This is a genomic window from Ruegeria sp. YTSC002 (assembly GCF_059609845.1).
The window spans coordinates 96,235-117,812 of sequence record NZ_JBXWML010000001.1 but is presented as its reverse complement, the minus strand read 5'-3'; the positions used below and the strand labels follow the sequence as shown (position 1 = coordinate 117,812).

At 59.2% G+C, this 21,578-nt stretch carries 22 protein-coding genes; 12 read left to right on the top strand and 10 right to left on the bottom strand.

Annotated features, from left to right (window positions below):
- Positions 1-146 precede the first annotated feature (146 nt).
- The 12 genes from rpmH to AC2FFD_RS00540 all read left to right on the top strand — a co-directional run bounded on the left by rpmH (position 147) and on the right by AC2FFD_RS00540 (position 10,662).
- Positions 147-281, top strand: a complete 135-nt coding sequence (rpmH, locus tag AC2FFD_RS00595; protein ID WP_005980833.1) for a 50S ribosomal protein L34 — start codon at positions 147-149, stop codon at positions 279-281.
- A 25-nt stretch (positions 282-306) separates the two neighbouring features.
- The gene (rnpA, locus tag AC2FFD_RS00590; RefSeq protein WP_425078881.1) at positions 307-732 is read left to right on the top strand and encodes a ribonuclease P protein component; all 426 of its coding nucleotides are present in this window, start codon (positions 307-309) and stop codon (positions 730-732) included.
- Positions 729-974 carry a membrane protein insertion efficiency factor YidD gene (gene yidD, locus AC2FFD_RS00585; RefSeq protein WP_152456928.1) on the top strand — a complete coding sequence of 82 codons (246 nt, stop codon included), beginning with the start codon at positions 729-731 and terminating at the stop codon, positions 972-974. Before rnpA ends, yidD begins: the two co-directional genes overlap by 4 nt.
- Positions 975-1,038: 64 nt before the next feature.
- Positions 1,039-2,658, top strand: coding sequence for an acyl-CoA dehydrogenase family protein (locus tag AC2FFD_RS00580; protein ID WP_496871403.1), 1,620 nt, complete (start codon positions 1,039-1,041; stop codon positions 2,656-2,658).
- A gap of 43 nt (positions 2,659-2,701) precedes the next feature.
- On the top strand, positions 2,702-3,595 hold the full coding sequence (gene ttcA / locus AC2FFD_RS00575) for a tRNA 2-thiocytidine(32) synthetase TtcA (RefSeq protein WP_480683615.1): 894 nt from the start codon (positions 2,702-2,704) through the stop codon (positions 3,593-3,595).
- Positions 3,596-3,656: 61 nt separating this feature from the next.
- Positions 3,657-5,189, top strand: a complete 1,533-nt coding sequence (locus tag AC2FFD_RS00570; protein WP_496871400.1) for a putative bifunctional diguanylate cyclase/phosphodiesterase — start codon at positions 3,657-3,659, stop codon at positions 5,187-5,189.
- Positions 5,190-5,315: 126 nt separating this feature from the next.
- Positions 5,316-7,151, top strand: coding sequence for a membrane protein insertase YidC (gene yidC / locus AC2FFD_RS00565; protein ID WP_480485686.1), 1,836 nt, complete (start codon positions 5,316-5,318; stop codon positions 7,149-7,151).
- Positions 7,148-7,885: an MOSC domain-containing protein gene (locus tag AC2FFD_RS00560; RefSeq protein WP_480485688.1), complete on the top strand. Its 738-nt coding sequence runs from the start codon at positions 7,148-7,150 to the stop codon at positions 7,883-7,885. The genes yidC and AC2FFD_RS00560 overlap by 4 nt, the downstream gene beginning before the upstream one ends.
- Positions 7,882-8,535, top strand: a complete 654-nt coding sequence (gene yihA, locus AC2FFD_RS00555) for a ribosome biogenesis GTP-binding protein YihA/YsxC (protein ID WP_480485690.1) — start codon at positions 7,882-7,884, stop codon at positions 8,533-8,535. The genes AC2FFD_RS00560 and yihA overlap by 4 nt, the downstream gene beginning before the upstream one ends.
- Before the next feature lie 60 nt (positions 8,536-8,595).
- A complete protein-coding gene (gene argB / locus AC2FFD_RS00550) occupies positions 8,596-9,459 on the top strand; it encodes an acetylglutamate kinase (protein ID WP_496871397.1) in 864 nt (287 codons plus the stop codon).
- 22 nt (positions 9,460-9,481) lie between these two features.
- Positions 9,482-10,168: a ferredoxin gene (locus AC2FFD_RS00545; protein ID WP_496871396.1), complete on the top strand. Its 687-nt coding sequence runs from the start codon at positions 9,482-9,484 to the stop codon at positions 10,166-10,168.
- Positions 10,165-10,662: a SixA phosphatase family protein gene (locus tag AC2FFD_RS00540; RefSeq protein WP_496871395.1), complete on the top strand. Its 498-nt coding sequence runs from the start codon at positions 10,165-10,167 to the stop codon at positions 10,660-10,662. The genes AC2FFD_RS00545 and AC2FFD_RS00540 overlap by 4 nt, the downstream gene beginning before the upstream one ends.
- Before the next feature lie 49 nt (positions 10,663-10,711).
- Here AC2FFD_RS00540 and AC2FFD_RS00535 read toward each other — a convergent pair whose 3' ends face one another.
- The 10 genes from AC2FFD_RS00535 to AC2FFD_RS00490 form a co-directional block, all read right to left on the bottom strand.
- A complete protein-coding gene (locus AC2FFD_RS00535) occupies positions 10,712-11,503 on the bottom strand; it encodes an amino acid ABC transporter ATP-binding protein (protein ID WP_170346451.1) in 792 nt (263 codons plus the stop codon).
- Between the two features lie 12 nt (positions 11,504-11,515).
- The gene (locus tag AC2FFD_RS00530) at positions 11,516-12,814 is read right to left on the bottom strand and encodes an amino acid ABC transporter permease (protein ID WP_496871392.1); all 1,299 of its coding nucleotides are present in this window, start codon (positions 12,812-12,814) and stop codon (positions 11,516-11,518) included.
- Between the two features lie 3 nt (positions 12,815-12,817).
- Entirely contained in the window at positions 12,818-14,050 is a 1,233-nt protein-coding gene (locus AC2FFD_RS00525; RefSeq protein ID WP_257599999.1) for an amino acid ABC transporter permease, read from the bottom strand.
- A gap of 126 nt (positions 14,051-14,176) precedes the next feature.
- On the bottom strand, positions 14,177-15,193 hold the full coding sequence (locus AC2FFD_RS00520) for an amino acid ABC transporter substrate-binding protein (RefSeq protein ID WP_170346448.1): 1,017 nt from the start codon (positions 15,191-15,193) through the stop codon (positions 14,177-14,179).
- A 205-nt stretch (positions 15,194-15,398) separates the two neighbouring features.
- Positions 15,399-16,106 carry an ATP12 family chaperone protein gene (locus AC2FFD_RS00515; protein WP_496871390.1) on the bottom strand — a complete coding sequence of 236 codons (708 nt, stop codon included), beginning with the start codon at positions 16,104-16,106 and terminating at the stop codon, positions 15,399-15,401.
- Positions 16,107-16,109: 3 nt separating this feature from the next.
- Positions 16,110-16,781, bottom strand: a complete 672-nt coding sequence (locus AC2FFD_RS00510; RefSeq protein WP_496871388.1) for an HAD-IA family hydrolase — start codon at positions 16,779-16,781, stop codon at positions 16,110-16,112.
- Positions 16,778-17,821 carry an RluA family pseudouridine synthase gene (locus tag AC2FFD_RS00505; RefSeq protein WP_425078892.1) on the bottom strand — a complete coding sequence of 348 codons (1,044 nt, stop codon included), beginning with the start codon at positions 17,819-17,821 and terminating at the stop codon, positions 16,778-16,780. The genes AC2FFD_RS00510 and AC2FFD_RS00505 overlap by 4 nt, the downstream gene beginning before the upstream one ends.
- 120 nt (positions 17,822-17,941) lie before the next feature.
- Positions 17,942-18,748 (bottom strand): crotonase/enoyl-CoA hydratase family protein, encoded by an 807-nt coding sequence (locus tag AC2FFD_RS00500; RefSeq protein ID WP_496871387.1) that lies wholly within the window; start codon positions 18,746-18,748, stop codon positions 17,942-17,944.
- A 98-nt stretch (positions 18,749-18,846) separates the two neighbouring features.
- Positions 18,847-20,157: a replication-associated recombination protein A gene (locus AC2FFD_RS00495; protein WP_496871386.1), complete on the bottom strand. Its 1,311-nt coding sequence runs from the start codon at positions 20,155-20,157 to the stop codon at positions 18,847-18,849.
- Positions 20,158-20,160: 3 nt separating this feature from the next.
- Complete coding sequence (locus tag AC2FFD_RS00490) at positions 20,161-21,546, bottom strand: trypsin-like peptidase domain-containing protein (RefSeq protein ID WP_496871385.1); 1,386 nt, start codon at positions 21,544-21,546, stop codon at positions 20,161-20,163.
- Positions 21,547-21,578: the final 32 nt, after the last annotated feature.

Here is a 21,578-nt window from a genome sequence, read left to right as displayed (position 1 = left end):
GCCGGTTACAGAATTGTTGCAAAAGCCGCGAAAACCTGGCTGTTGGGGTTTGACTTACTCACCGCTTGGCAGTAGAGGACGGGCTTCGAACACCACGGGCAGGCGAATCCGCGCCGCACCCGACCGCATAGATTGGAGACGGAGCGATGAAACGCACCTATCAGCCTTCGAACCTGGTTCGCAAACGCCGCCACGGTTTCCGCGCGCGCATGGCCACAAAGGCCGGCCGCAAGATCCTGAATGCACGTCGCGCACGCGGCCGCAAATCGCTGAGCGCGTAAACCGCTCACCGATCAGGTTATGAACATGACGCCGCCGGAGGCCCCTGAGGTTGGTAGGAACCACCCCGGGAATACGCCCCCGGCGGCGTCCGTTTGTGCGCCTGCCCCCCTGACCGTTCTCAGGAAACGATCCGACTTTCTGAAAGCCGCGCGTGCCCGCCGACAAGGCACGTCCTCGATGATGGTACAGGCCCGCAAGCGTGCCCCCGGCGAGGGCAACGGGGTTCGCGTGGGATTCACCTGCTCGAAGAAAGTGGGCAATGCCGTGGCCCGCAACCGCGCAAAGCGCCGTCTGCGCGAAGCCGCACGGGCCGTGTTGCCCGAAGCCGGCCGCGACGGGTGGGATTACGTGTTGATCGGCCGTGCCGAAGTCACCGCCAACCGCCCCTATGACGCACTGTTGGACGACCTGCGCTATGCGCTCCGCAAGGTGCATGCGGCCGAAAAATGACCTTCCTGTCCCATATCGTCGCCCTGCCTGTTCGGGCGTATCGGCTGATCTTCAGCCCATGGGTCGGTTTCAACTGTCGCTACCAACCCACGTGTTCCGCCTATGCGCTTGAGGCGCTGGAGAAACACGGTGCAGTCAAAGGCTCCTACCTGGCTGCTCATCGGATCTGCCGTTGCCACCCTTGGGGCGGCGACGGATATGATCCGGTGCCCGATGACAAGCATAACGACCCTTCGTCCTGACCCCCCGTCAGACTTGACCGGTATACGCAGCGCCTGAACAGTTGGACCAGTCCAACCCGAGGTCATGATGAAATCCCCAGCGCGTGACACCCTGCCGACCCACGATGTCCTGAACCAACCGCCCGTGCGCGGCGACACCGATCTTTGGCTGTCCGATCCGGTCCTGCAAGACGCAGCAAGAACAGCGGGCGCGCGCGCTATGGAACTGGTGGCATATGGCAAGACGCTCGGAACCGAAGAAACCCGGGAGCTGGGACGGGACGCCAACCGGCATCCGCCAGAGTTGCGTCTGTTCGACCCGGGTGGCAGACGTCTGGACGAGGTGCGGTTTCATCCGGCCTATCATCAGATGATGCAGATCAGCCAATCGGCCGGCTATGCCGCACTGGCCTGGGATGGACAGCCCGGCGGACATGCGACCCATGCGGCGATGGTTTACTTGGCCGGGCAGGTCGAACCCGGGCATTGCTGTCCGATGACCATGACCTATGCAGCAATCCCTGCACTGGCCGCCAATGAACACATTGCCTCACTCTGGCAGCCAAAACTCATGGCCCGGCACTATGATCCTTCGGAGGAACCGATCGGTCAAAAGACCAGCGCGACGCTGGGGATGGCCATGACCGAGAAACAGGGCGGCTCGGACATACGTGCCAACACGACCGTTGCCGCACGCGACGGGGATCACTGGCGCCTGCGCGGGCACAAGTGGTTCTGTTCCGCGCCAATGTCGGATGGGTTCCTGACACTGGCGCAGGCGCCCGGTGGGTTGACCTGCTTTCTGGTGCCCCGCTGGCTGGAGGGCGAGCGCAATGCGATCCACCTGATGCGCCTGAAAGACAAGCTGGGCAACAAATCCAACGCATCCTCGGAAATCGAGTATCATGACGCGCTGGCCTATCAGTTGGGCGAAGAAGGCGCGGGCGTGCGCACCATACTGGAAATGGTGCATCACACGCGGCTCGATACCGCCATGGCGCCGGCCGGGCTGATGCGTGCCGCGCTCAGCGAAGCACATCATTGGGTGACCCATCGCAACGCATTTCAGCGCCGATTGATCGATCAACCGCTGATGCGAGCGGTCCTGTCCGACCTTGTTCTGGACTGGGAAGGCGCAGTGACTCTGGGAATGCGTGTGGCGCAGGCATTTGACGGCCAGACACCCGAAGACAAGGCCTTTGCCCGGATCAGCGTCGCATTGGCCAAGTTCCTGAACAACAAGCGCTGCCCGGTCGTCGTCGTCGAAGCGATGGAAGTGCTGGGCGGCATGGGGTACGTCGAAGACACGCCCTTGCCCCTGATCTATCGTGAAGCGCCCCTGAACAGCATCTGGGAGGGGTCAGGCAATGTGATCTGCCTCGATATCCTGCGCACTCTGGCCCGTGAGCCGCTGGCTGCCGAGGTTCTGGGGGCCGAGTTGGATACGGTGAGAGGCACGGACAGAAGGTATGACACAGCTCTGACCGCGCATCGCAGCCGCTGGCCCGGTCTGCCGCCCGAGGCCGAAGCGCGCTGGTACGCTGAACGCACGGCACTGCTGCTGACGGCCTCGCAACTGCTGCGTCACGCGCCGGGCGCTGTGGCTGACGGCTTTGTTGCCACACGTCTTTCCGGCGATGGCGGCCGCATTCCCGGTTCGGTGGCCGGGTTGGATACCGACGCCCTGCTGGCGCGGCTTGGCTGACCCGCCACTTGCCCGGTTGCGCCATCTGCTGTAGGGGCTGCGCATGTTTGATGATGCAGATGATATCCACCCGCTCTTTGCCGGCGCGCCCTCGACCACCGAGTTCAAGAAACTGCGCAAACGCATCGTGCGCCAGACCCGCGAAGCGATCGAGCAATACGGGATGGTGGACCCGTCCGCCCACGACAAGGACGGCAAACCGCCACGCTGGCTTGTCTGCCTTTCGGGCGGCAAGGACAGTTATACGCTGCTGGCCGTCCTCTACGAACTCAAATGGCGCGGATTGCTGCCTGTCGATCTTCTGGCTTGCAATCTGGATCAGGGGCAACCCGGATTTCCGGCCACGGTCCTGCCAGAGTTTCTGGACCGCATGGGTGTGCCACACAGGATCGAGTATCAGGACACTTATTCTGTAGTGATGGACAAGGTTCCGCAGGGCCGAACCTATTGCGCCCTGTGTTCGCGGCTGCGCCGCGGCAACCTGTATCGCATTGCCCGGGAAGAAGGCTGTTCCGCCGTCGTGCTGGGTCATCACCGCGACGATATTCTCGAGACGTTTTTCATGAACCTCTTCCACGGAGGCCGTCTGGCCACCATGCCACCGAAACTGGTGAATGAAGAGGGCGATCTTTTTGTCTTCCGCCCACTTGCCCACGTCGCCGAAGCTGATTGCGAGAAATTTGCCAAGGCAATGCAATATCCGATCATCCCCTGCGATTTGTGCGGCAGTCAGGACGGGCTGCAACGGCAGCAGGTCAAACAGATTCTCGATCAGTGGGAAAAGAACAGCCCAGGTCGGCGTCAGGTTATGTTCCGCGCGTTAACAAATGCGCGCCCGTCGCACCTTCTGGATGCGAAACTCTTTGATTTTATTAACCTTTCCGTAAACTCTGGCGAAAAAACGGAAAATTTGGAAGAAATACCGCTGCTGCGTTAACGACTGACTCAGACTGGTTTCCTAGGCTCGGCATACAATTCATGCCCAAGGTCAGGACCCGATGCGGAATCATCCTTTCGTCGACCGTATTATTGAAGCTTTGAGAAACGTGGCATACGGCCCAGCCGTTCTTGCCTTTGTTCCGGCAACAAGCCTGGGGGCGTTCTGGCTTGGCGGTGAACCCGCGTTGATCGCAGTGGCCCTGGGTTTGCCCCTGATGATTGCCGGCATAGAGGCAATGACCCCCAACCCGGCAAACAGGAAACGGCAACAGGGCGGTCTGCTGCCGAATGACCGGTTCGAAACCGTTCTGGCAGAGGTGCTCTCGGATAGCCGTCGCAGGGGTGAAACATCAGCCTGTTTCGCTGTGATCCTGGACGACTATCTGCAAATGCTCGATCTGCATGGCCAAGCAGCAGCGAACCATGTGGCACAGCAATTCTGCTCTCGTGTCATATCCATGATCCGCGCCAATGATTCCGCAACCCGAATCGATGGAAACAAGATGATGGTTGTTCTGCACCCGGCGCAACAGCTTGATCTGGAAACCTGCATTAAGATGTCGGGACGAATGCAATCCGCAGTCGAAGACCCCATAATGCTGAACGGAACCGGAGTTTACATGTCCTGCTCCATCGGTTTCTGCCTCAGCAGCAATGTCCCCGACGGCACCGCGACAGACTGGTACAATGCTGCAAACAACGCGCTGCAAGAAGCACAGCAAAACGGGCCCTCAACGATTCGTGCCTTTTCGTCAGAAACACGTCGCCGGGCTCAGGTCAGAACCAATCTGCGCAAGGAATTTGATGCGGCGCTAGAAAGCGGTGAGATTCGACCATGGTTTCAACCGCAGATCTCGACGGATACCGGCCGCGTGTCCGGGTTCGAGGCTCTGGCCCGCTGGGAACACCCGAAAAAAGGAGTGCTGGGCCCCAATGTCTTTCTACCCTTTGCCGAACAGGCAGAGTTGATGGGCAAACTGGGACAGGCGATGCGGCATCACGCCTTTTGCGCAATGCGCGAATGGGATCGCGCCGGTTTGACTGTACCACGCATCGGCATCAACTTCTCGTCGGACGAATTGCGCGACCCGGGACTGATCGACCGCCTGAAATGGGAATTGGATCAATTCGACCTGACGCCGGACAGATTGGCGGTCGAAGTATTGGAGACCGTGTTTTCCAGAGGGCCGGATGACGTAATCACCCGCAATGTCACGGGCTTGGCCGCAATGGGGTGCTGTATCGATCTGGACGATTTCGGCACCGGGCATGCCTCGATCGCGTCAATCAAGCGGTTCAACGTGTCCCGGATCAAAATCGACCGCTCTTTCGTGACAAAGGCGGACCAGGACCCAAGCCAGCAGCAGTTGGCCAGCGCAATTCTGACCATGGCAGAACGGCTGAATCTGGAAACGCTTGCTGAAGGGGTCGAGACGCCCGGGGAACACGCCTTGATGGCGCAATTGGGATGTGACCATGTTCAGGGGTTTGGCATCGGCAAGCCCATGCCTTTCGAAAAAACCGAGGGCTGGATCACGTCTCATCGCAACAAGATCGACGGAATGCCCAAAATCGGGCGGCAAACGGGCTGAAGAACCGGAAACTGCACCACAGAAGACCAATCCATGACGAAATGACGAGCGATTCCGCTTGACCTTTGGGCCTGCACTCTGTTGAACCCTGCGGGTGTCTTTCACTGCTCAAGGTGGCTGTCCCAGATGGACGATCAGAACAAGAATCTCATCCTCGCAACCGCGCTCAGCTTTCTCGTGATCCTGGTCTGGTTCGTGCTGTTCCCTCCTCCGGAACCCACACCAACCACGGAACAGGCTGAAATCGCCAGCATCGAAGGGAATGAGGTTCAGACGCCCAGCGCCGCCGACACCGGTACGGTCGGCGAAGCAACTGCAACCGCCACCGAAGCCGAAGCCGAAGCCGAAACCGAGGCGCCCCGCGTCAGCATCGACACGCCCCGCCTGACGGGTAGCCTGTCGCTTGCCGGTGGCCGAATTGATGAGCTGTCGCTGAAGGATTACAAGGTTTCACTGGACGAGGATTCTCCGATCGTCGAACTTCTGTCCCCGGTTGGAAGTGACTCGGCCTATTATGCCCTTTACGGCTGGGCCCCCGGCGCGGGCCTGTCGGTCACGGACGTCCCCGGCCCGAACACTCTTTGGACGCTTGAGCAGGGCGAAACTCTGGGTGTTGACACTCCGATCACGCTGGCCTGGGACAATGGAAACGGCCTCACCTTCCGCCGCACCATTGCCGTGGATGAAAACTACATGTTCTCGGTCACCCAGTCGGTCGAGAACACCACGGACGCCGAGGTCGGCATGGCCCCCTACGGCATTCTGGCACGCCACGGCATGGGCGAAGACGGTGACCTGCCCGGCCTGAAGAACTTCTTCATTCTGCACGAAGGCGTCATGGTCATGGCTGACGGCGTTCTGGATGAGATCGACTATGGCGATGTGCGCGATTTCGATATCGACCCCAATGAACGCGCGCAGGCCGAGGTCTATCAGGTCAAAGAAGGCGGCTGGGTCGGGTTCACGGATCACTACTGGATGACCACCCTGATCCCGGCCGAGGGTTCAGCGTTCAAGGCCGCTGCCAAATACGATTCACGTCGCAAGATTTACCAGACGGAAACGGTTCTGCCGACCCTTACAGTCGCGCCCGGCGCCACGGAAGAGGTCACAACCAGGCTTTTCGCCGGCGCCAAGGAATGGGAAACCATCCGAGAGTATCAGGCGGAAGGTGTTCAGAAGTTCATCGACAGCATCGACTGGGGGTGGTTCTACTTCCTGACCAAGCCGATCTTCTGGCTGCTGCACAACATCAATGCCCTGATCGGAAACATGGGCTGGTCGATCATCGGACTGACGCTGATCATCAAGGCCATCCTGTTCCCGCTGGCCTTCAAATCCTACGTCTCGATGGCGAAGATGAAGGAATTGCAGCCGCAGATGGAAGCCCTGAAAGAAGCCGCCGGCGACGACCGTCAGAAGATGCAGCAGGGCATGATGGAGCTGTACAAAAAGGAAAAGGTGAACCCTGCCGCAGGCTGCTTGCCAATTCTGTTGCAGATTCCAATCTTCTTCTCGCTGTACAAGGTTATTTTCGTGACGATCGAACTGCGTCAGGCCCCTTGGTTCGGCCCGTTCCAGGACCTGAGCGCGCCGGATCCGACTTCGATCATGAATCTCTTTGGCTTGCTGCCTTGGGCCGGCCCGCAGCCTGACAGCCTGATGGCGTTGATCTTCATCGGCATTCTGCCGCTGCTGCTGGGTATTTCGATGTGGTTGCAGCAGAAACTGAACCCGGCACCAACCGATCCGACGCAGGCAATGATCTTTGCCTGGATGCCTTGGGTCTTCATGTTCATGCTGGGTGGTTTCGCCAGTGGCCTGGTCGTATACTGGATCGCGAACAACACGATCACGTTCACACAGCAATATCTGATCATGCGCAGCCAGGGCTACAAGCCGGACGTGTTCGGAAACATCAAGTCCGGTTTCAAGCGGACGCCAAATACGGACAACAAATGAGCGGAACGGTTTCAGGCCTTTGGCGCCACCCGATCAAAAGCCACGGGCGTGAAGCCCTGAGCCAAGTCACACTCATCCCCGGGCAGACCATGCCCGGGGATCGCGTTTGGGCGGTCGCTCATGAGGCCGCCAAAACCGATGGTTCTGAATGGGCCCCCTGTTTCAATTTCAGCCGCGGTTCAAAAGCGCCTCAGTTGATGGCCATTTCGGCCGAATTGCAGGGCGAAAGGGTTACACTGCGCCACCCGCAGCGACCGGAATTGACTTTTGAACCTGATACGGAACAGGAAGTCTTTCTGGACTGGGTAAAGCCGCTTATGCCTGCGGATCGCGCTGCATCAGCCCGGATCGTTCGGGTTCCCGGGCGCGGTATGACGGACAGCGACTTTCCGTCGATCAGCCTGTGCAACATGGCATCGCATCGCGCAGTCGAACAGAAGCTGGGCCAGACTCTGTCCATTGTTCGGTGGCGCGGCAATATCTGGTTCGAAGGTCTGCCGTTGTGGGATGAGTTTGACTGGCTGGGCCGTGACGTGCGCATAGGCGAGGCCGTGCTTCGGGTACGCGAACGGATCACGCGGTGTATGGCCACCACTGCCAATCCCGAAACCGGTGAGAGGGACGCAGACACGCTGCGCGCCCTGAACAGCTGGGATCATCAGGATTTCGGCGTTTACGCCGAGGTCCTTCAGGGCGGCGAAATCCGCGTCAACGATGAGGTGCAGGTGCTATGACCACGCTTCCCTTCCCCCTGGCCGAAGACCCGGATGAATTCGCCCTGGAACGAGGCCGCAAACTATTTGCAGGCCCGTCCGAGTTCGTCAAAGGCGTTGTCGCCATGAACGGTCTGCCTGCCCCGGACCGGTTGGAAGTCTGTTTTGCGGGGCGTTCGAACGTGGGCAAGTCCAGCCTGATCAATGCCTTGACCGGCACGAAGGGTCTGGCCCGCGCATCCAACACACCCGGCCGCACGCAAGAGATCAACTTTTTCACCCAAGGCCCGGAACTCTATCTCGTGGACCTGCCGGGCTATGGCTATGCAAACGCCCCGGTGAAAGTGGTCGAGAAGTGGCAGAAGCTGCTGAAACAATATCTCAGCGGGCGCCAGACGTTGCGCCGTGCCTTTGTCCTGATAGACTCGCGCCACGGGGTAAAACCGGTCGATGACGAAATCATGAAGTTGCTGGACACCAGCGCCGTGACGTTTCAATGCGTACTGACCAAGGCAGACAAGGTCAAAGCCAACGAACGCGAGAAGGTGTTGGAACAAACCCGGGCTGCGTTGTCCAAACATCCCGCAGCTTTTCCGGGGATTGTGCTTACGTCTTCCGAAAAGGGTGATGGCATCGCGACCCTGCGGTCCATCATTGCGCATCTGGAATAGCTTCGCCCTTGGCAGCGTGGGGCAAAGGTCCTAACACGGTTTTCCAGAAGGACTTTAGCTATGAAGACACGAGATATGAACCGGGACTGGATCGCCACCGCAGCCACACTCAACAGCGCCCTGCCCTATTTGCAGCGCTATGATGGAGCCATTGTCGTCATCAAACTTGGCGGGCACGCCATGGGCAGCGACGAGGCGATGGAAAGCTTTGCCCGGGACGTGGTTCTGATGCGCCAGGTGGGTGTGAACCCGGTGGTCGTCCACGGCGGTGGTCCGATGATCAATGCAATGCTGGGCAAGCTGGACATTCAATCCGATTTCGTGAACGGCAAGCGAGTGACCGACAAGGCCACGGTTGAAGTGGTCGAAATGGTTCTGTCCGGCCTCGTGAACAAACGCATCGTACAGGCGATCAATGATCAGGGCGGGTCGGCCGTGGGCCTGTCTGGCAAGGACGCAAGCCTGATGGTCTGCGATCAGACGGATACGTCGCTGGGCTTTGTCGGCACTCCGGCCGAGATGAATCCGAAGATCCTGCACGATCTGTTTTCCCATGACGTAATCCCGGTCATTGCGCCGCTTGGTGCAGGCCGCGACGGTGAGACATTCAACGTCAATGGTGACACGGCAGCCGGGGCAATCGCATCTGCGCTCAAGGCAGACCGTCTGTTGCTGCTGACGGATGTTTCCGGTGTCAAGAACGCGGCGGGTGATGTCGTGACCGAACTCAAGGCCGGTCAGATCAGGGAAATGACCCGCGAAGGCACCATTGCAGGCGGTATGATACCCAAGACGGAAACCGCGCTGGACGCCCTGCACAGCGGCGTGCGGGCGGTTGTCATATTGGACGGGCGTGCACCGAATGCCGTGCTGCTGGAGCTGTTCACCGAACACGGGGCCGGGTCACTGATACGCCCGGACTGACCCCCGCACAAGAGGAGGAGACATGACACATCTTGCACAGCCTTCCTCTGATCGTGACGCGACGCCTTATGAACAGGTTGAAAACGCCGCCCGTCATACTGGTTTGTTGGTCATGGGCGCACTGCATCCTCGCCACGTTGCAGCCAAGGAACTCGACACCGGTACGCTGATCCTGTTGGGGGCCGGGCCGGACTTCTGGCCCGCACTGAAAGCCTCACCAGAATGGCACCAGGCCGACCCCGTTGACCGATGGTCGAAAAGGGTGGTCAGTCAGATGGCTGAGGCGCTCGGCGCCCGGGCGTATTTTCCGTTTGGCGGCCCCCCTTACACGCCATTCATCGACTGGGCGCTCAAATCTGGACGGACGTTCAGCAGCCCGGTCGGGGCATTGGTGCATGATACCGTTGGCATGATGATTTCCTATCGGGGCGCACTACATTTTGCCGAAGAGTTCGCCATCCCAGCCCCTGCCGGCGTGTCGCCTTGCGAAACCTGCGCCGCGCCTTGCACGACGACCTGTCCGGTCAGCGCGCTGAACGCGCAGGATTTCTATGACGTCGCTGCATGCCACGACCATCTTGGCACCGCTGAAGGTCAGACCTGCATGTCTGGTGGATGTCTGGCCCGCCTTGCCTGCCCCCTGAGCGCGGGCGCGGGGCGCGACCCCGAACAATCGGCCCATCACATGAAAGCCTTTCATCCGTCATGACCCGAATTCTGATCCTGACACGTCATGCGAAATCCAGCTGGGATAGCCCGGGTCTTGGCGATCATGACCGCCCGCTGAACAAGCGTGGACGAAAGTCAGCCCCGGCCATCGCTGCTTGGTTGCGTCACCACGGATGGCTACCGGATGAGGTTCTCAGCTCCACATCAACCCGCACCCGCGAGACATGGGATCGCATGGGTTTGCAGGCCAAAAAAATCAGTTTTCTCAGCGCCCTCTACCACGCTGATTCAAGGGTCATGCTGCGAGAGCTTTCGGGCGCTACGGAACCGGCTGTATTGATACTGGGTCACAATCCCGGGATCGCCGATTTCGCCAACCGTCTGGTGCGACAACCGCCAAGTCATGCTCGCTTTTTCGATTATCCAACCTGTGCAACAACGGTCATGTCATTCGACATCAACAGCTGGGCCGAGGTTCGATGGCAAACCGGGACAGTGCTGGGGTTCACCATCCCGCGTGAGTTGATCGAATAAAAAAAGGCGGGGCTATACCCCGCCTTCATTCTTTCCGCCCTTGTGTGGGTCAGTGACCCAGAATCTGGCTCAGGAACAGTTTGGTCCGCTCGCTTTGCGGGTTGTTGAAGAACTCTTCGGGTTCGTTCTGTTCCACGATCTGCCCGGCATCCATGAAGATCACGCGGTTGGCGACCTGACGGGCAAAACCCATCTCGTGGGTCACGCACAGCATGGTCATGCCTTCCTCGGCCAGTTCGATCATGGTGTCGAGCACCTCTTTGATCATCTCGGGGTCCAGCGCCGATGTCGGTTCATCGAACAACATTATCCGCGGCATCATGCAGAGCGAGCGGGCAATCGCCACACGCTGCTGCTGACCACCCGAAAGCTGACCGGGATACTTGTCGGCCTGTTCGGGAATTTTCACCTTTTCCAGGAAGTGCATCGCGCGCTCTTCGGCCTCTTTCTTGGGCGTCTTGCGCACCCAGATCGGGGCCAGCGTACAGTTTTCCAGAATGGTCAGATGCGGGAACAGGTTGAAGTGCTGGAACACCATCCCAACCTCGGACCGGATTTTGTCGATGTTCTTCAGGTCATTCGACAGCTCGATCCCGTCCACCACGATCGTGCCCTGCTGGTGTTCCTCCAGCGCGTTCAGACAGCGGATCAGCGTGGATTTGCCCGATCCCGACGGGCCCGCGATCACGATCCGCTCGCCCTGATTGACGGTCAGATTGATGTCGCGCAGCACGTGGAAGGACCCGTACCACTTGTTCATTTGGTTGATTTCGATGGCGACCTCGTCGCTCACCTGCATCTTGGAGCGGTCGATTTCGCGGTCGATTGCAAGTTCAGACATGTGTTGAACTCCTTAACGATGATCTGTGGCAAGGCGACGCTCGAGCCACTGAGAATATTGAGAGATGCCGTAACAGACGACGAAGAACAGAAGCGCGGCAAAGCCCAGAAGCTCCCAGTAGACGCCGTTCCATTCGGTCGACGCCAGGATGGGACCACGGATCATGCCCACCAGATCGAACATCGAAATGACCGAAACCAGTGTCGTATCCTTGAACAGGCCCACGGCCACGTTCACGATCCCGGGGATCGAGATCTTCAGCGCCTGTGGCAGGATGATAAGCCGCATCGCCTGCGGATAATCCAGCCCAAGACTGTCTGCGGCCTCGTACTGCCCGCGCGGAAGTGCTGCCAGACCGCCGCGGATCACCTCGGCGATATAGGCGGACGAGAACATGGTGATCATGATCACAACGCGCAGGAACAGGTCGACCGTGCTGTCCGGCGGGAAGAAATAGGCCAGCATCACCGAAGCCACGAACAGCAGCGTGATCAGAGGCACGCCGCGGATGAACTCGATGAAGATGACACAGACCCACTTGATCAGCGGCATGTTCGACTGTCGCCCCAAGGCCAATGCGATCCCGAGTGGTACCGACAGCGACACACAGGTCACGCCCAGCATCATGTTCAGCATGAAGCCACCCAGGTCACGGCTGGGAACGGCCGACAGCCACGCGTTTTCTGATGCGCCTTCCGGGATCAGGGCCCCTCCGACGTTCCAGATGACCAGTGCGGTCACGATTGCTCCGAAGAACCCGGCGGCAAAGCTGTTGTTGCCCAGCTTCTGGAAGACACCACCGGCGGCTATGCAGCCAACAAGTGCAACCAGAGGCACAATGATCGTGCCACCCCAGATCAGCCAGAAAGCCAGGAAGGGATAGACCGCCGTGAACAACAGCATCTTGCGGGGCAGGTCAAAGAACAGCACCGGCGCAATCGCCACCAGCATCAGCACAAAGGCCAGGTTCGGCCGCCAATAGGCATCGACGGGGTATTTGAACCCATAGATCAGCTGCGGCCAGCGTTCCGTCAGAACCGCGAAACAGGCTCCGGTCTTGTCCCCCAGAATTTCGCGGCATTCCGCCAGCGAGTTGGCATTCCACACTCCGTTCAGAATCCATGGCAGGGTATTCTTGAGAAGAATGTAGATCAGGATCAGCGACAGAACTGTCAGGATCGAATTGACGACCCCGGAAAACAGATTCTCGCGCAGCCATTTGATGACGCCGGTCTCATTCGCCGGCGGCGGTGAGGGCGGGATGGTGCCTTCGGCCACGAAGGCGATCGGGTTTGTTGCTTGATCACTCATGGCTCAGCGCTCCTTCAGCTTGACGGAAGCGTTGTAGATGTTCATCCCGGTCGAAATCAGCAGCGAGGCCGTGAGGTAGAACAACATCAGCAGAAGAACGCATTCAATCGCCCGGCCGGTCTGGTTCAGGGTAATACCACCCAGTGTTGCGGTGATATCCGCATAGCCCACGGCAATCGCAAGAGACGAGTTCTTGGTGATGTTCAGATACTGCGAGATCAGCGGCGGGATGATGACCCGCAATGCTTGGGGCAGGATGACCAGTTTCATAATCCGTCCCTGACGCAGGCCCAGTGCGGCGGCAGCCTCGGTCTGACCTTTGCTGATCGCCTGAATACCCGCACGCACGTTTTCCGCGATAAAGGCACCGGTATAGATCGACAGGGCGAACCACAGTGCAATCAGAGGACCGCCGGCATTCAGTCCGCCGCTGAAGTTAAAGCGCTTCAGCTCGGGGACATCCCAGGTCAAGCCCATGATGATCATCAACAGCACAAAAGGCACCAGCCAGATTGCCAGTTTCGGCAACAGCGTCGCGGGACGCTCGCCGGTTTCTTCCTGCTTCTTGGTTGCGCGCTTTTCGACTTCGCCGCTGACGAACCACGATCCGATCAGGACGGCGATGACCAGCAACCAGTTCAGGGCTGCCGATGCAAACAGGCCATTGGCGAATTCAGGACGCGGGAAATAGATGCCCCGGTTGGTAAAGGCAAAGGACCCAAACAGCATCGATGACGTCGGGTTTTCCCCACGGAACGCGCTTGGCGGCGGCAGCACGGCCGTCATGATCGTGAAGATGATGATGATCCAGATCAGCACCGGTATGTTCCGGAAGATCTCGACATATACTGCCATCAGCTTCGATACGAGCCAGTTGTTCGACAGTCTCAGAACACCCGCGATCACACCGAAAACAGTTGCAGTGATACAGGCCAGAAAGGCCACGAGCAATGTGTTCAGCAAACCGACAAGTGCCGCGCGTGCATGTGATGACTGACTGTCATATTCGACAAGACGCTGGTTGATGTCATACCCGGCGGAATCGCCGAGGAAAGAATAGGAAATATTGAGCCCTGCGGCCCTGAGGTTCTGGATCAGGTTGTTGCCCAGATACCAGATCGAAAGCGCAATGACGATGGCCGCAATCACCTGAAATGTAAGAGAGCGATAGCGGGTATCGTTTATGAGCATAGACAACCGAAAATCAGCTTTCGGTGGGTCAGTCATAGTCGACATATTTTGGGATCCCCGTGGCTTGCGAGCTGTTAAATATCGGCGAGGTTTTCCCCGCTCTGCATCTGCCCGCAGCAATTTATTGTAGAAGAGGGCGCAGGTTGCCCTGCGCCCTCCTCCATTGATGCCTTAACGGAACGGCGGCGAGTACAGCAGACCACCTTCGGTCCACTGTGCGTTCAGGCCGCGCGCCAGACCGATCGGTGTTTCTTCACCGATGTTCTTGGCGAAGATTTCACCATAGTTGCCGCCAGCTTTGATCGCTTTGGCAGCCCAGTCGGCGTCCAGACCCAGCATTTCACCCAGAGTGCCTTCTGTACCCAGCAGGCGGTTGATTTCCGGGTTGTCGGTGCCGGCGCTCAGTTCGTCGATGTTTGCCGATGTCACGCCCAGCTCTTCAGCCGAAATCAGTGCGTTCAGAGTCCAGCGCACGACGTCGCCCCACTCGTGGTCGCCATGACGGACCAGCGGGCCCAGCGGCTCTTTCGAGATGATTTCGGGCAGCAGGATGTGCTCGTCCGGCGCTTCGAAGGTGGCGCGGGTTGCAGCCAGACCCGATGCGTCGGTGGTGTAAACGTCACATGCACCAGCCAGGTACTGCTGCTGCGCTTCGGCGTTGGTTTCGATCGGAACCGGCTCGTAGCTGATGTTGTTGGCACGGAAGAAATCGGCCAGGTTCAGCTCGGTGGTGGTACCGGTCTGGATGCAGACACGGGCGCCATCCAGTTCCTTGGCCGAGCTGACGCCCAGTGCCTTGGGAACCATGAAGCCCTGACCGTCATAATAGTTCACGCCGGTGAATTCGAACTTCAGGTCGACGTCGCGGCTGAAGGTCCAGGTGGTGTTCCGTGCCAGCATGTCGATCTCGCCCGAGGCCAGAGCGGTAAAACGTGTCTTACCGGTGGTCGGAACGAATTCAACGGCGTTGGCGTCGCCCAGAACGGCAGCAGCAACGGCGCGGCACAGCGATACGTCAAAGCCCTGCCATTCGCCATTGGCGTCGGGCGCAGCAAAACCAACCAGACCGGTGGTCACACCACAATTCAGCTTGCCGCGTGCTTTAACGTCGTCAACGGTCCCTGCCATGGCTGCGCCAGCAGCAAGACCGGCAATCGTTGCCGCGCCCAAGAATACGGATTTTTTCATTTTTACCTCTTCCTGATTTTCCGCCCCGTCCGAGACGGCTCTGCCCGGCAAGTGGATGCCGGATAGGTTACCCCAAAGGTGTCTCCCCTTTAGTGGCACCGAGTTTGGGCGTATTCATAAACAAACGTCAAGGGCCGGATCATCGAAAACGATGGATCAGGCCCCAAGCTGTTTACAGATTTGCTCAAAAAACCGGAATTTAGGATCAAACCGATATGTCGAAGAAGCGTTTGGCATGCATGAATGCCGCTTTCTTGGTCTCGGCAACCTGATGGGCTTCTTCGTCATGGCCCCATTGTTCAATCTGCCAGGTTTCGTCCAATCTTGAAATGCGCCATATCTCGTCCGGTTTGCGCCAATTCATGGCGGCCGCAAAGCCAAGAATCAATGACCCCGACAGGCTGACCAGATCGTGAAAAGCGGCCAGTTGGAACGCATCCAGCCCGTGCACCCGAGATCGCAATGTCGCCAGGGCGGATTCCGACTGCGGTTGATGCAGAACCCCGGCAACCGGAACCAGACGGGCGGACAGTGCGGTCTCGGCCCAATCCAGGGCGGGATCCCATTCGGCGCTCTGACGATCATGCAACTCCTGCGGGTGGGTTGCGCGATAGCACAACAAATCAGAATCGCCATAATCGGCCAGCATGTCGGCAACTTCGCCGTGCTGGATGCGGACTTTGTCAATCGCTGCATTTGCAGAACGGGTGAAAGGCATCGCGGCAGGATCAACCTCTTTTTCCTGGGCGTCCCATTCCCCTGCCACCGCTTCGGCCATGAGGCGGGTTGGCAGGATCAGGTCTGCCTTGGCTGGTGTTTTGACCCTGCGGCCATCCAGTTCGACGGTAAACCCGCCATCAACCTCGACAACGGCACTGTCCTTCCAGAAGCGTTTCGGTTTCCAGTCACTCATCTTTCAATCCCACATCCCAGCCAGCGCATTGGGCAACTGGTCAAAGGTTTCGATAATGCAAGAAGCTGCGGTCAGAGCCGATCGGTGATGATAGCCCCAGGTTACGCCGATGCCGCGAACACCGGCAGCCGCGGCCATATCCATGTCAAAGCTCGTGTCGCCGATCATCACTGCACAGCCGGGTTCGACCCCGGTTTCCGCCAATGCGGTCTGCACCATGGACGGATGCGGCTTTGAAGGGTGGTGATCCGCGACCTGCCGGGTCACGAAATACGGTTCCAGCCCGTGGGCTTCGATCAGCGCGTCCAACCCGCGCTGCGACTTGCCGGTTGCCACGCCAAGCAGCACTTCGGGCACGGCATGCAATGCTTCAATCACCTCGCGCGCACCGGGGTACAACGGAGAACTGGCAGCCCCCAATTCAAGACGATGGGCGTGATAGGCTTCTTTATACCCTTCGACCAGATCGTTCTGGACCGAGAGAGGCTGTTCCGGCGCCAACCGGGCGATGGCATGGGGCAGCGACAAGCCGACAATGGACAGGATCGCCTTTCGCGTTGGAACCGGCACGGAAGCGGCCTGAAAGCTGGTGGTCATGGAGTGAACAATGCTGCCCTGACTGTCGACCAGGGTACCATCGACGTCGAACAGGACCAGCCGCAAGGGTGCGCTCATTGCAGCTTCTCAAACGGGTCGTCAGCCGCCAGATCCTCGCTCCATCCGAACGTGTCCCAGCTTTGTTTCATGTGCTCGGGCAGGGGCGCCGTCACCGTCACCGGTTTCCGCGTCATCGGATGCAGGAAGGACAGCCGCCTTGCGTGCAAATGCAGCTTTTTGCTTATGACTCCGCCCAGTTGCGCGCCCCATCCGTCGCCAAGGTTTTCCTGACCCGAACCGCCGTATTTTCCGTCGCCGATGATCGGGTGCCCGATTGCGGCCATATGAGCCCGCAATTGGTGCGTCCGTCCGGTGATCGGCTCCATCGCCACCCATGCAGCGCGGCTGGCAACCCGATAGAGGGTTGCGTAATGCGTATGCGCGCGTTTCGCGCCCGGAGTGCTGTCAATTTCGTTCATATGCACGGGGATCATCTTTTCGCCCTCACCGTGCTTGCCATGACCCGGCGCTTTGACAAGGCCGGTTTTGATCTCACCCAGGTACGGTGTCGGAACACCGGCAACCAGCGCCCAGTAGATCTTGCGCGTATCACGATGACGGAAGGCGGCCGTCAAACCCTTGGCGGCCTCCCGCGTGCGGGCCAGCAGCAGAACACCTGACGTGTCCTTATCCAGTCTATGGACCAGCCGAGGGTTCTCGTCATAGCCGAACCGCAATGCTTCGGACAGGCTGTCAACATGCCGGGTCTGCCCGCTGCCGCCTTGCACCGGTAGGCCATGCGGCTTGTTCAGGGCCAGAATGTGATCGTCGCGGTAGATCACGCAGGACTGGATCATCCTGGCATCCGCATCCGAGATACGATGCTTGACCTCGGCCGGTTTGTGATCGGCATCCGGAAGGGGCGGCACGCGAACCACCTGCCCTGCCTCCAACCGGGTCGAGGCCTTGGCGCGGCTTCCGTCAACACGCAATTCTCCTTTGCGGCACATCTTTTCAATGCGGCCCTGGCTGACATGCGGAAACAGGCGGCGCAGCCAACGATCCACGCGCTGGTCCCCATCCCCTTCAGCGACTGTAATCATCTGTACGCCACTCATGCCATTACCCCTTGTTCCGCGCGCGTGATCCGCCCGGATTGCGTGTTTACCCGTGTCCCAGAAATCATGGGCGTCTGTCGCGCGCAACGCGGCAAGAGTCAAGCTATCTGGCTATGGTTCTCAGATGTTCGAGAAGTCGCCGTGCCGCCCTGCTCCATCCCGGAAACGGGCAGCCCCAGCGGTACCTTCACGGCGAATGGCGTCCAACCCGTTGGCCCATTCGACCTTGAGCGCGTCACGTACCGGCATTCCACGCGTTTCTATGATCGATCGGCGGTCTGCCCGAACGGCCTCTTGCGGGAAACGGGCGATATCATGAGCCATGTCTTCAGCCGCACTGCGTGCTGTGCCTTGTGGGACGACCTTTTCCGCCAACCCAATCCTGTAACACTCTTCAGCTTCGACCTTGCGACCGGTCAGAGCGATTTCCAACGCCTTGCCCTGCCCCACCAGACGCGGCAACCTGACCGAGCCACCATCCATCAGGGTAATCCCCCAACGTCGGCAAAAAACACCCATGTAAGCCGTTTCCGCCATCACCCGGATATCGCACCACAAGGCAAGCTCCATTCCTCCGGCCACTGCCGCGCCTTCAACCGCAGCAATGACGGGTTTCGAAAGCTCCAGCCGCGACGGTCCCATCGGCCCAAGCGTTGAGGGGGCTGACCCGATAGGAAAAGCAAGTTTATCAAAGTAAGCCTCACGCCGTTCCGGATCGGCCAGCGATGCGGCAAGTTTCAGATCCCACCCTGCACAGAAATTGCCACCCTGGCCCCAAAACACCGCAGCCTTGGCCGAACTGGCCTCAAAACTCAGAAATGCCTCTGCCAAAGCCTCGGCATGTTCCGTATCAACAGCGTTCCGCGCATCCGGCCTGTCGTGAATGACGGTCCAGACATCTTCGGATTTTTCGATAGAAACCGACATATCAAGTCCTCCCCTGCAAGCGTTGACCCAAGGGAAGCGTCCAATTTCAATCCTGTCGCCTGTGACGCCGCGGAACGCCCACGACTGACCCTGCGTAACTAGCTGTTACGCTGCGCCCGCAGCTTGGCAAAGTAATCGAGGCGTTTCTTCAGCTCACGCTCAAACCCGCGCTCGACCGGTTGATACAGAACCGGGCGTTTCATCGTCTCGGGGAAGTAGTCCTGACCGGAAAACCCGTCCTCGGCATCATGGTCATAGGCATAGCCCGCGCCGTAACCCTGATCCTTCATCAAAGAGGTCGGCGCGTTCAGGATATGCTTGGGCGGTGGCTCGCTGCCCGACTGCTTGGCCAATCGCATTGCCGCCTTGTAGCCGACATAGGTGCCGTTGGATTTTGGCGCCAGCGCTAGATAGACCAGCGCCTGAGCAAGCGCCAACTCTCCTTCCGGGGAACCCAGACGTTCGTAGGTTTCCCACGATTGCAAGCAAATGGCCTGCGCCTGTGGATCGGCCAAGCCTATATCCTCGACCGCCATGCGTGTGATCCTGCGTGCAAGATACCTTGGGTCCTCGCCCCCGGTCAGCATGCGCGCAAACCAATACAAAGCCGCATCCGGGTCAGAGCCGCGCACCGATTTGTGCAGGGCCGAGATCAGGTTGTAATGCTCATCACCGGACTTGTCGTATTTTGCGGCCCGCCGCATCAATCGCGTCGACAGCGCATCAGGGCCCAGCGGCGCATCCACCTTCCACGCCGAAACCTGTTCGATCAGGTTCAGCAAAGCCCGACCGTCGCCATCGGCCATCTCCTGCAACGCATCGCGTGCGGCAGGCGTCAATGGCAACGCACGGTTCAGCTCTTTTTCGGCCCGCTGGGTCAGACGCTCCAGATCGGCAAGGCTGAGCCGTTCCAGCACCAGCACCTGCGACCGGCTGAGCACAGCGGCATTCAGCTCGAATGACGGGTTCTCGGTCGTTGCGCCGACCAACAGAATGGTGCCGTCTTCCATATGGGGCAGAAACCCATCTTGCTGAGCCTTGTTGAAACGGTGGATCTCGTCCACGAACAACAAGGTGCCCTGCCCGTTCTGGCGGCGTATTTTCGCGGCCTCGAAAACTTTCTTCAGATCCGGCACACCGGTAAAGATCGCACTGATCTGAACGAAATGCAGATCGGTTTCCTGCGCCAACAGCCGTGCAATCGTCGTCTTTCCAACTCCGGGTGGACCCCAGAAGATCAGGCTGGACAAACTACCTGCCGCCAGCATGACACCCAGCGGGGCCTCGGGGCCCAGCACTTGTTCCTGCCCGATCACCTCGGCCAGGGTTCGAGGCCGCAACCGGTCAGCCAGAGGCCGGTGAGGAGAAGCGGCGGGTTCAGCCGCCCCGGTATCGAACAGATCACTCAAAGGTCACAACCGGAACCGCAAAGAAACGGACCGCCCCCCGCGCAGCAAACCTATCTGCACGTAACGGCCCGGGTCGGTCAGCGCGGTCTCAACGTCCCGTGGGCGCTTAATTTCTTCGGCATTGATGCTTTCAAGAATATCACCGGTTCGCAAACCCGCCCTTCCACCATACGGGCCGGGATCCACCACGACGACACCGGTCTGCGACAGCGACAAACCCATCTTGGTGATCACGACAGGATTGACCCGAGATACCACCAAGCCCGGAAGAACGGTTCTGTCATTCAACGTCGTTTCTTCGGCGGCCGGAACATCGGGGGCTTTGATAAGGGCCACCTCGACATCTTCACTTTGCGCACCGCGCAAACGGGTCAGAACCGAGGTTCCACCAACCCCGGCGACCGACATCCGAAACTTCATCTCGGCGGGCGAGTTTACCTCATCCCCGTCCACATGGGTTACCACGTCTCCCACTCTGAACCCTGCGTCGCGCAAAGGGCTGAGTTCATGCAGGTCAGAGATCACTACGCCCAACGGGATAGCCAGACCGAGGGATTCCGCGATATCCGCGCTCATGTGTTGACCCGACATACCCCCCCACGGGCTGACGAAACTGTCATTTCCCTGCTGCGCCTGCTTGAGGAATTGCGCCACCAGATTGGCAGGGATGGCAAAGCCGATGCCATTTGATCCACCCGATCGGGTCAGAATCGAGGTATTGATCCCGATAAGTTGGCCATTCACGTCGATCAGCGCCCCACCGGAGTTGCCGGGGTTGATTGCAGCATCTGTCTGAATGAAATACCCGCGGCCATTCCCGGTTGCCGTGCCCGTGCGCGCCAGCCCCGAGATGATGCCGGACGACACCGTCTGCCCCACCCCGAATGGGTTTCCGATGGCCAGGGCCAGCTCTCCGACTTCGACCTGATCGGAATCGCGAAGGGTCAGGTAAGGCAGGTCTTCGGCTTCTTTCAGCCGCAGGATCGCGATATCGCTTTCCTCATGGCCCAGCACAACCTCAGCCGAAAACTCGCGCCGGTCCGTCGTGACGACCCGGATCTCGGTCGCGGACCCGACCACGTGATAGTTGGAAACGACGTACCCATCGTCAGACAGGATAACCCCGGAACCCAGCGAGTTTTGAACACGCTGACGGGGTTCGCCAAATCCCCGGCCAAAGAAATCCTGAAAGAACGGGTCCGAGAAAAACGGGCTAGCCCGGCCCTGCCGGACGATCTTGGCATAGATATTCACAACCGCCGGCGCAGCCTGTTTTACGACCGGGGCAAATCCCAACGAAATCTCGGCCTGTGACTGCGGAACTTTCGTTTCGGCCATTCCTTGCGTCGCGCAGGTCAAGGCAACAAGGGTCAGCATTACGCGGATCATGGTGGCTCCGTTTTTGTGATTGGCCCAGATAT

What these genes read in the sequence shown, in the direction of transcription:
- rpmH (WP_005980833.1), top strand. Translation starts at nt 147, where the DNA reads ATGAAACGCACCTATCAGCCTTCGAACCTGGTTCGCAAACGCCGCCAC.
- rnpA (WP_425078881.1), top strand. Translation starts at nt 307, where the DNA reads ATGACGCCGCCGGAGGCCCCTGAGGTTGGTAGGAACCACCCCGGGAAT.
- yidD (WP_152456928.1), top strand. Translation starts at nt 729, where the DNA reads ATGACCTTCCTGTCCCATATCGTCGCCCTGCCTGTTCGGGCGTATCGG.
- AC2FFD_RS00580 (WP_496871403.1), top strand. Translation starts at nt 1,039, where the DNA reads ATGATGAAATCCCCAGCGCGTGACACCCTGCCGACCCACGATGTCCTG.
- ttcA (WP_480683615.1), top strand. Translation starts at nt 2,702, where the DNA reads ATGTTTGATGATGCAGATGATATCCACCCGCTCTTTGCCGGCGCGCCC.
- AC2FFD_RS00570 (WP_496871400.1), top strand. Translation starts at nt 3,657, where the DNA reads ATGCGGAATCATCCTTTCGTCGACCGTATTATTGAAGCTTTGAGAAAC.
- yidC (WP_480485686.1), top strand. Translation starts at nt 5,316, where the DNA reads ATGGACGATCAGAACAAGAATCTCATCCTCGCAACCGCGCTCAGCTTT.
- AC2FFD_RS00560 (WP_480485688.1), top strand. Translation starts at nt 7,148, where the DNA reads ATGAGCGGAACGGTTTCAGGCCTTTGGCGCCACCCGATCAAAAGCCAC.
- yihA (WP_480485690.1), top strand. Translation starts at nt 7,882, where the DNA reads ATGACCACGCTTCCCTTCCCCCTGGCCGAAGACCCGGATGAATTCGCC.
- argB (WP_496871397.1), top strand. Translation starts at nt 8,596, where the DNA reads ATGAAGACACGAGATATGAACCGGGACTGGATCGCCACCGCAGCCACA.
- AC2FFD_RS00545 (WP_496871396.1), top strand. Translation starts at nt 9,482, where the DNA reads ATGACACATCTTGCACAGCCTTCCTCTGATCGTGACGCGACGCCTTAT.
- AC2FFD_RS00540 (WP_496871395.1), top strand. Translation starts at nt 10,165, where the DNA reads ATGACCCGAATTCTGATCCTGACACGTCATGCGAAATCCAGCTGGGAT.
- AC2FFD_RS00535 (WP_170346451.1), bottom strand. Translation starts at nt 11,503, where the DNA reads ATGTCTGAACTTGCAATCGACCGCGAAATCGACCGCTCCAAGATGCAG.
- AC2FFD_RS00530 (WP_496871392.1), bottom strand. Translation starts at nt 12,814, where the DNA reads ATGAGTGATCAAGCAACAAACCCGATCGCCTTCGTGGCCGAAGGCACC.
- AC2FFD_RS00525 (WP_257599999.1), bottom strand. Translation starts at nt 14,050, where the DNA reads ATGTCGACTATGACTGACCCACCGAAAGCTGATTTTCGGTTGTCTATG.
- AC2FFD_RS00520 (WP_170346448.1), bottom strand. Translation starts at nt 15,193, where the DNA reads ATGAAAAAATCCGTATTCTTGGGCGCGGCAACGATTGCCGGTCTTGCT.
- AC2FFD_RS00515 (WP_496871390.1), bottom strand. Translation starts at nt 16,106, where the DNA reads ATGAGTGACTGGAAACCGAAACGCTTCTGGAAGGACAGTGCCGTTGTC.
- AC2FFD_RS00510 (WP_496871388.1), bottom strand. Translation starts at nt 16,781, where the DNA reads ATGAGCGCACCCTTGCGGCTGGTCCTGTTCGACGTCGATGGTACCCTG.
- AC2FFD_RS00505 (WP_425078892.1), bottom strand. Translation starts at nt 17,821, where the DNA reads ATGAGTGGCGTACAGATGATTACAGTCGCTGAAGGGGATGGGGACCAG.
- AC2FFD_RS00500 (WP_496871387.1), bottom strand. Translation starts at nt 18,748, where the DNA reads ATGTCGGTTTCTATCGAAAAATCCGAAGATGTCTGGACCGTCATTCAC.
- AC2FFD_RS00490 (WP_496871385.1), bottom strand. Translation starts at nt 21,546, where the DNA reads ATGATCCGCGTAATGCTGACCCTTGTTGCCTTGACCTGCGCGACGCAA.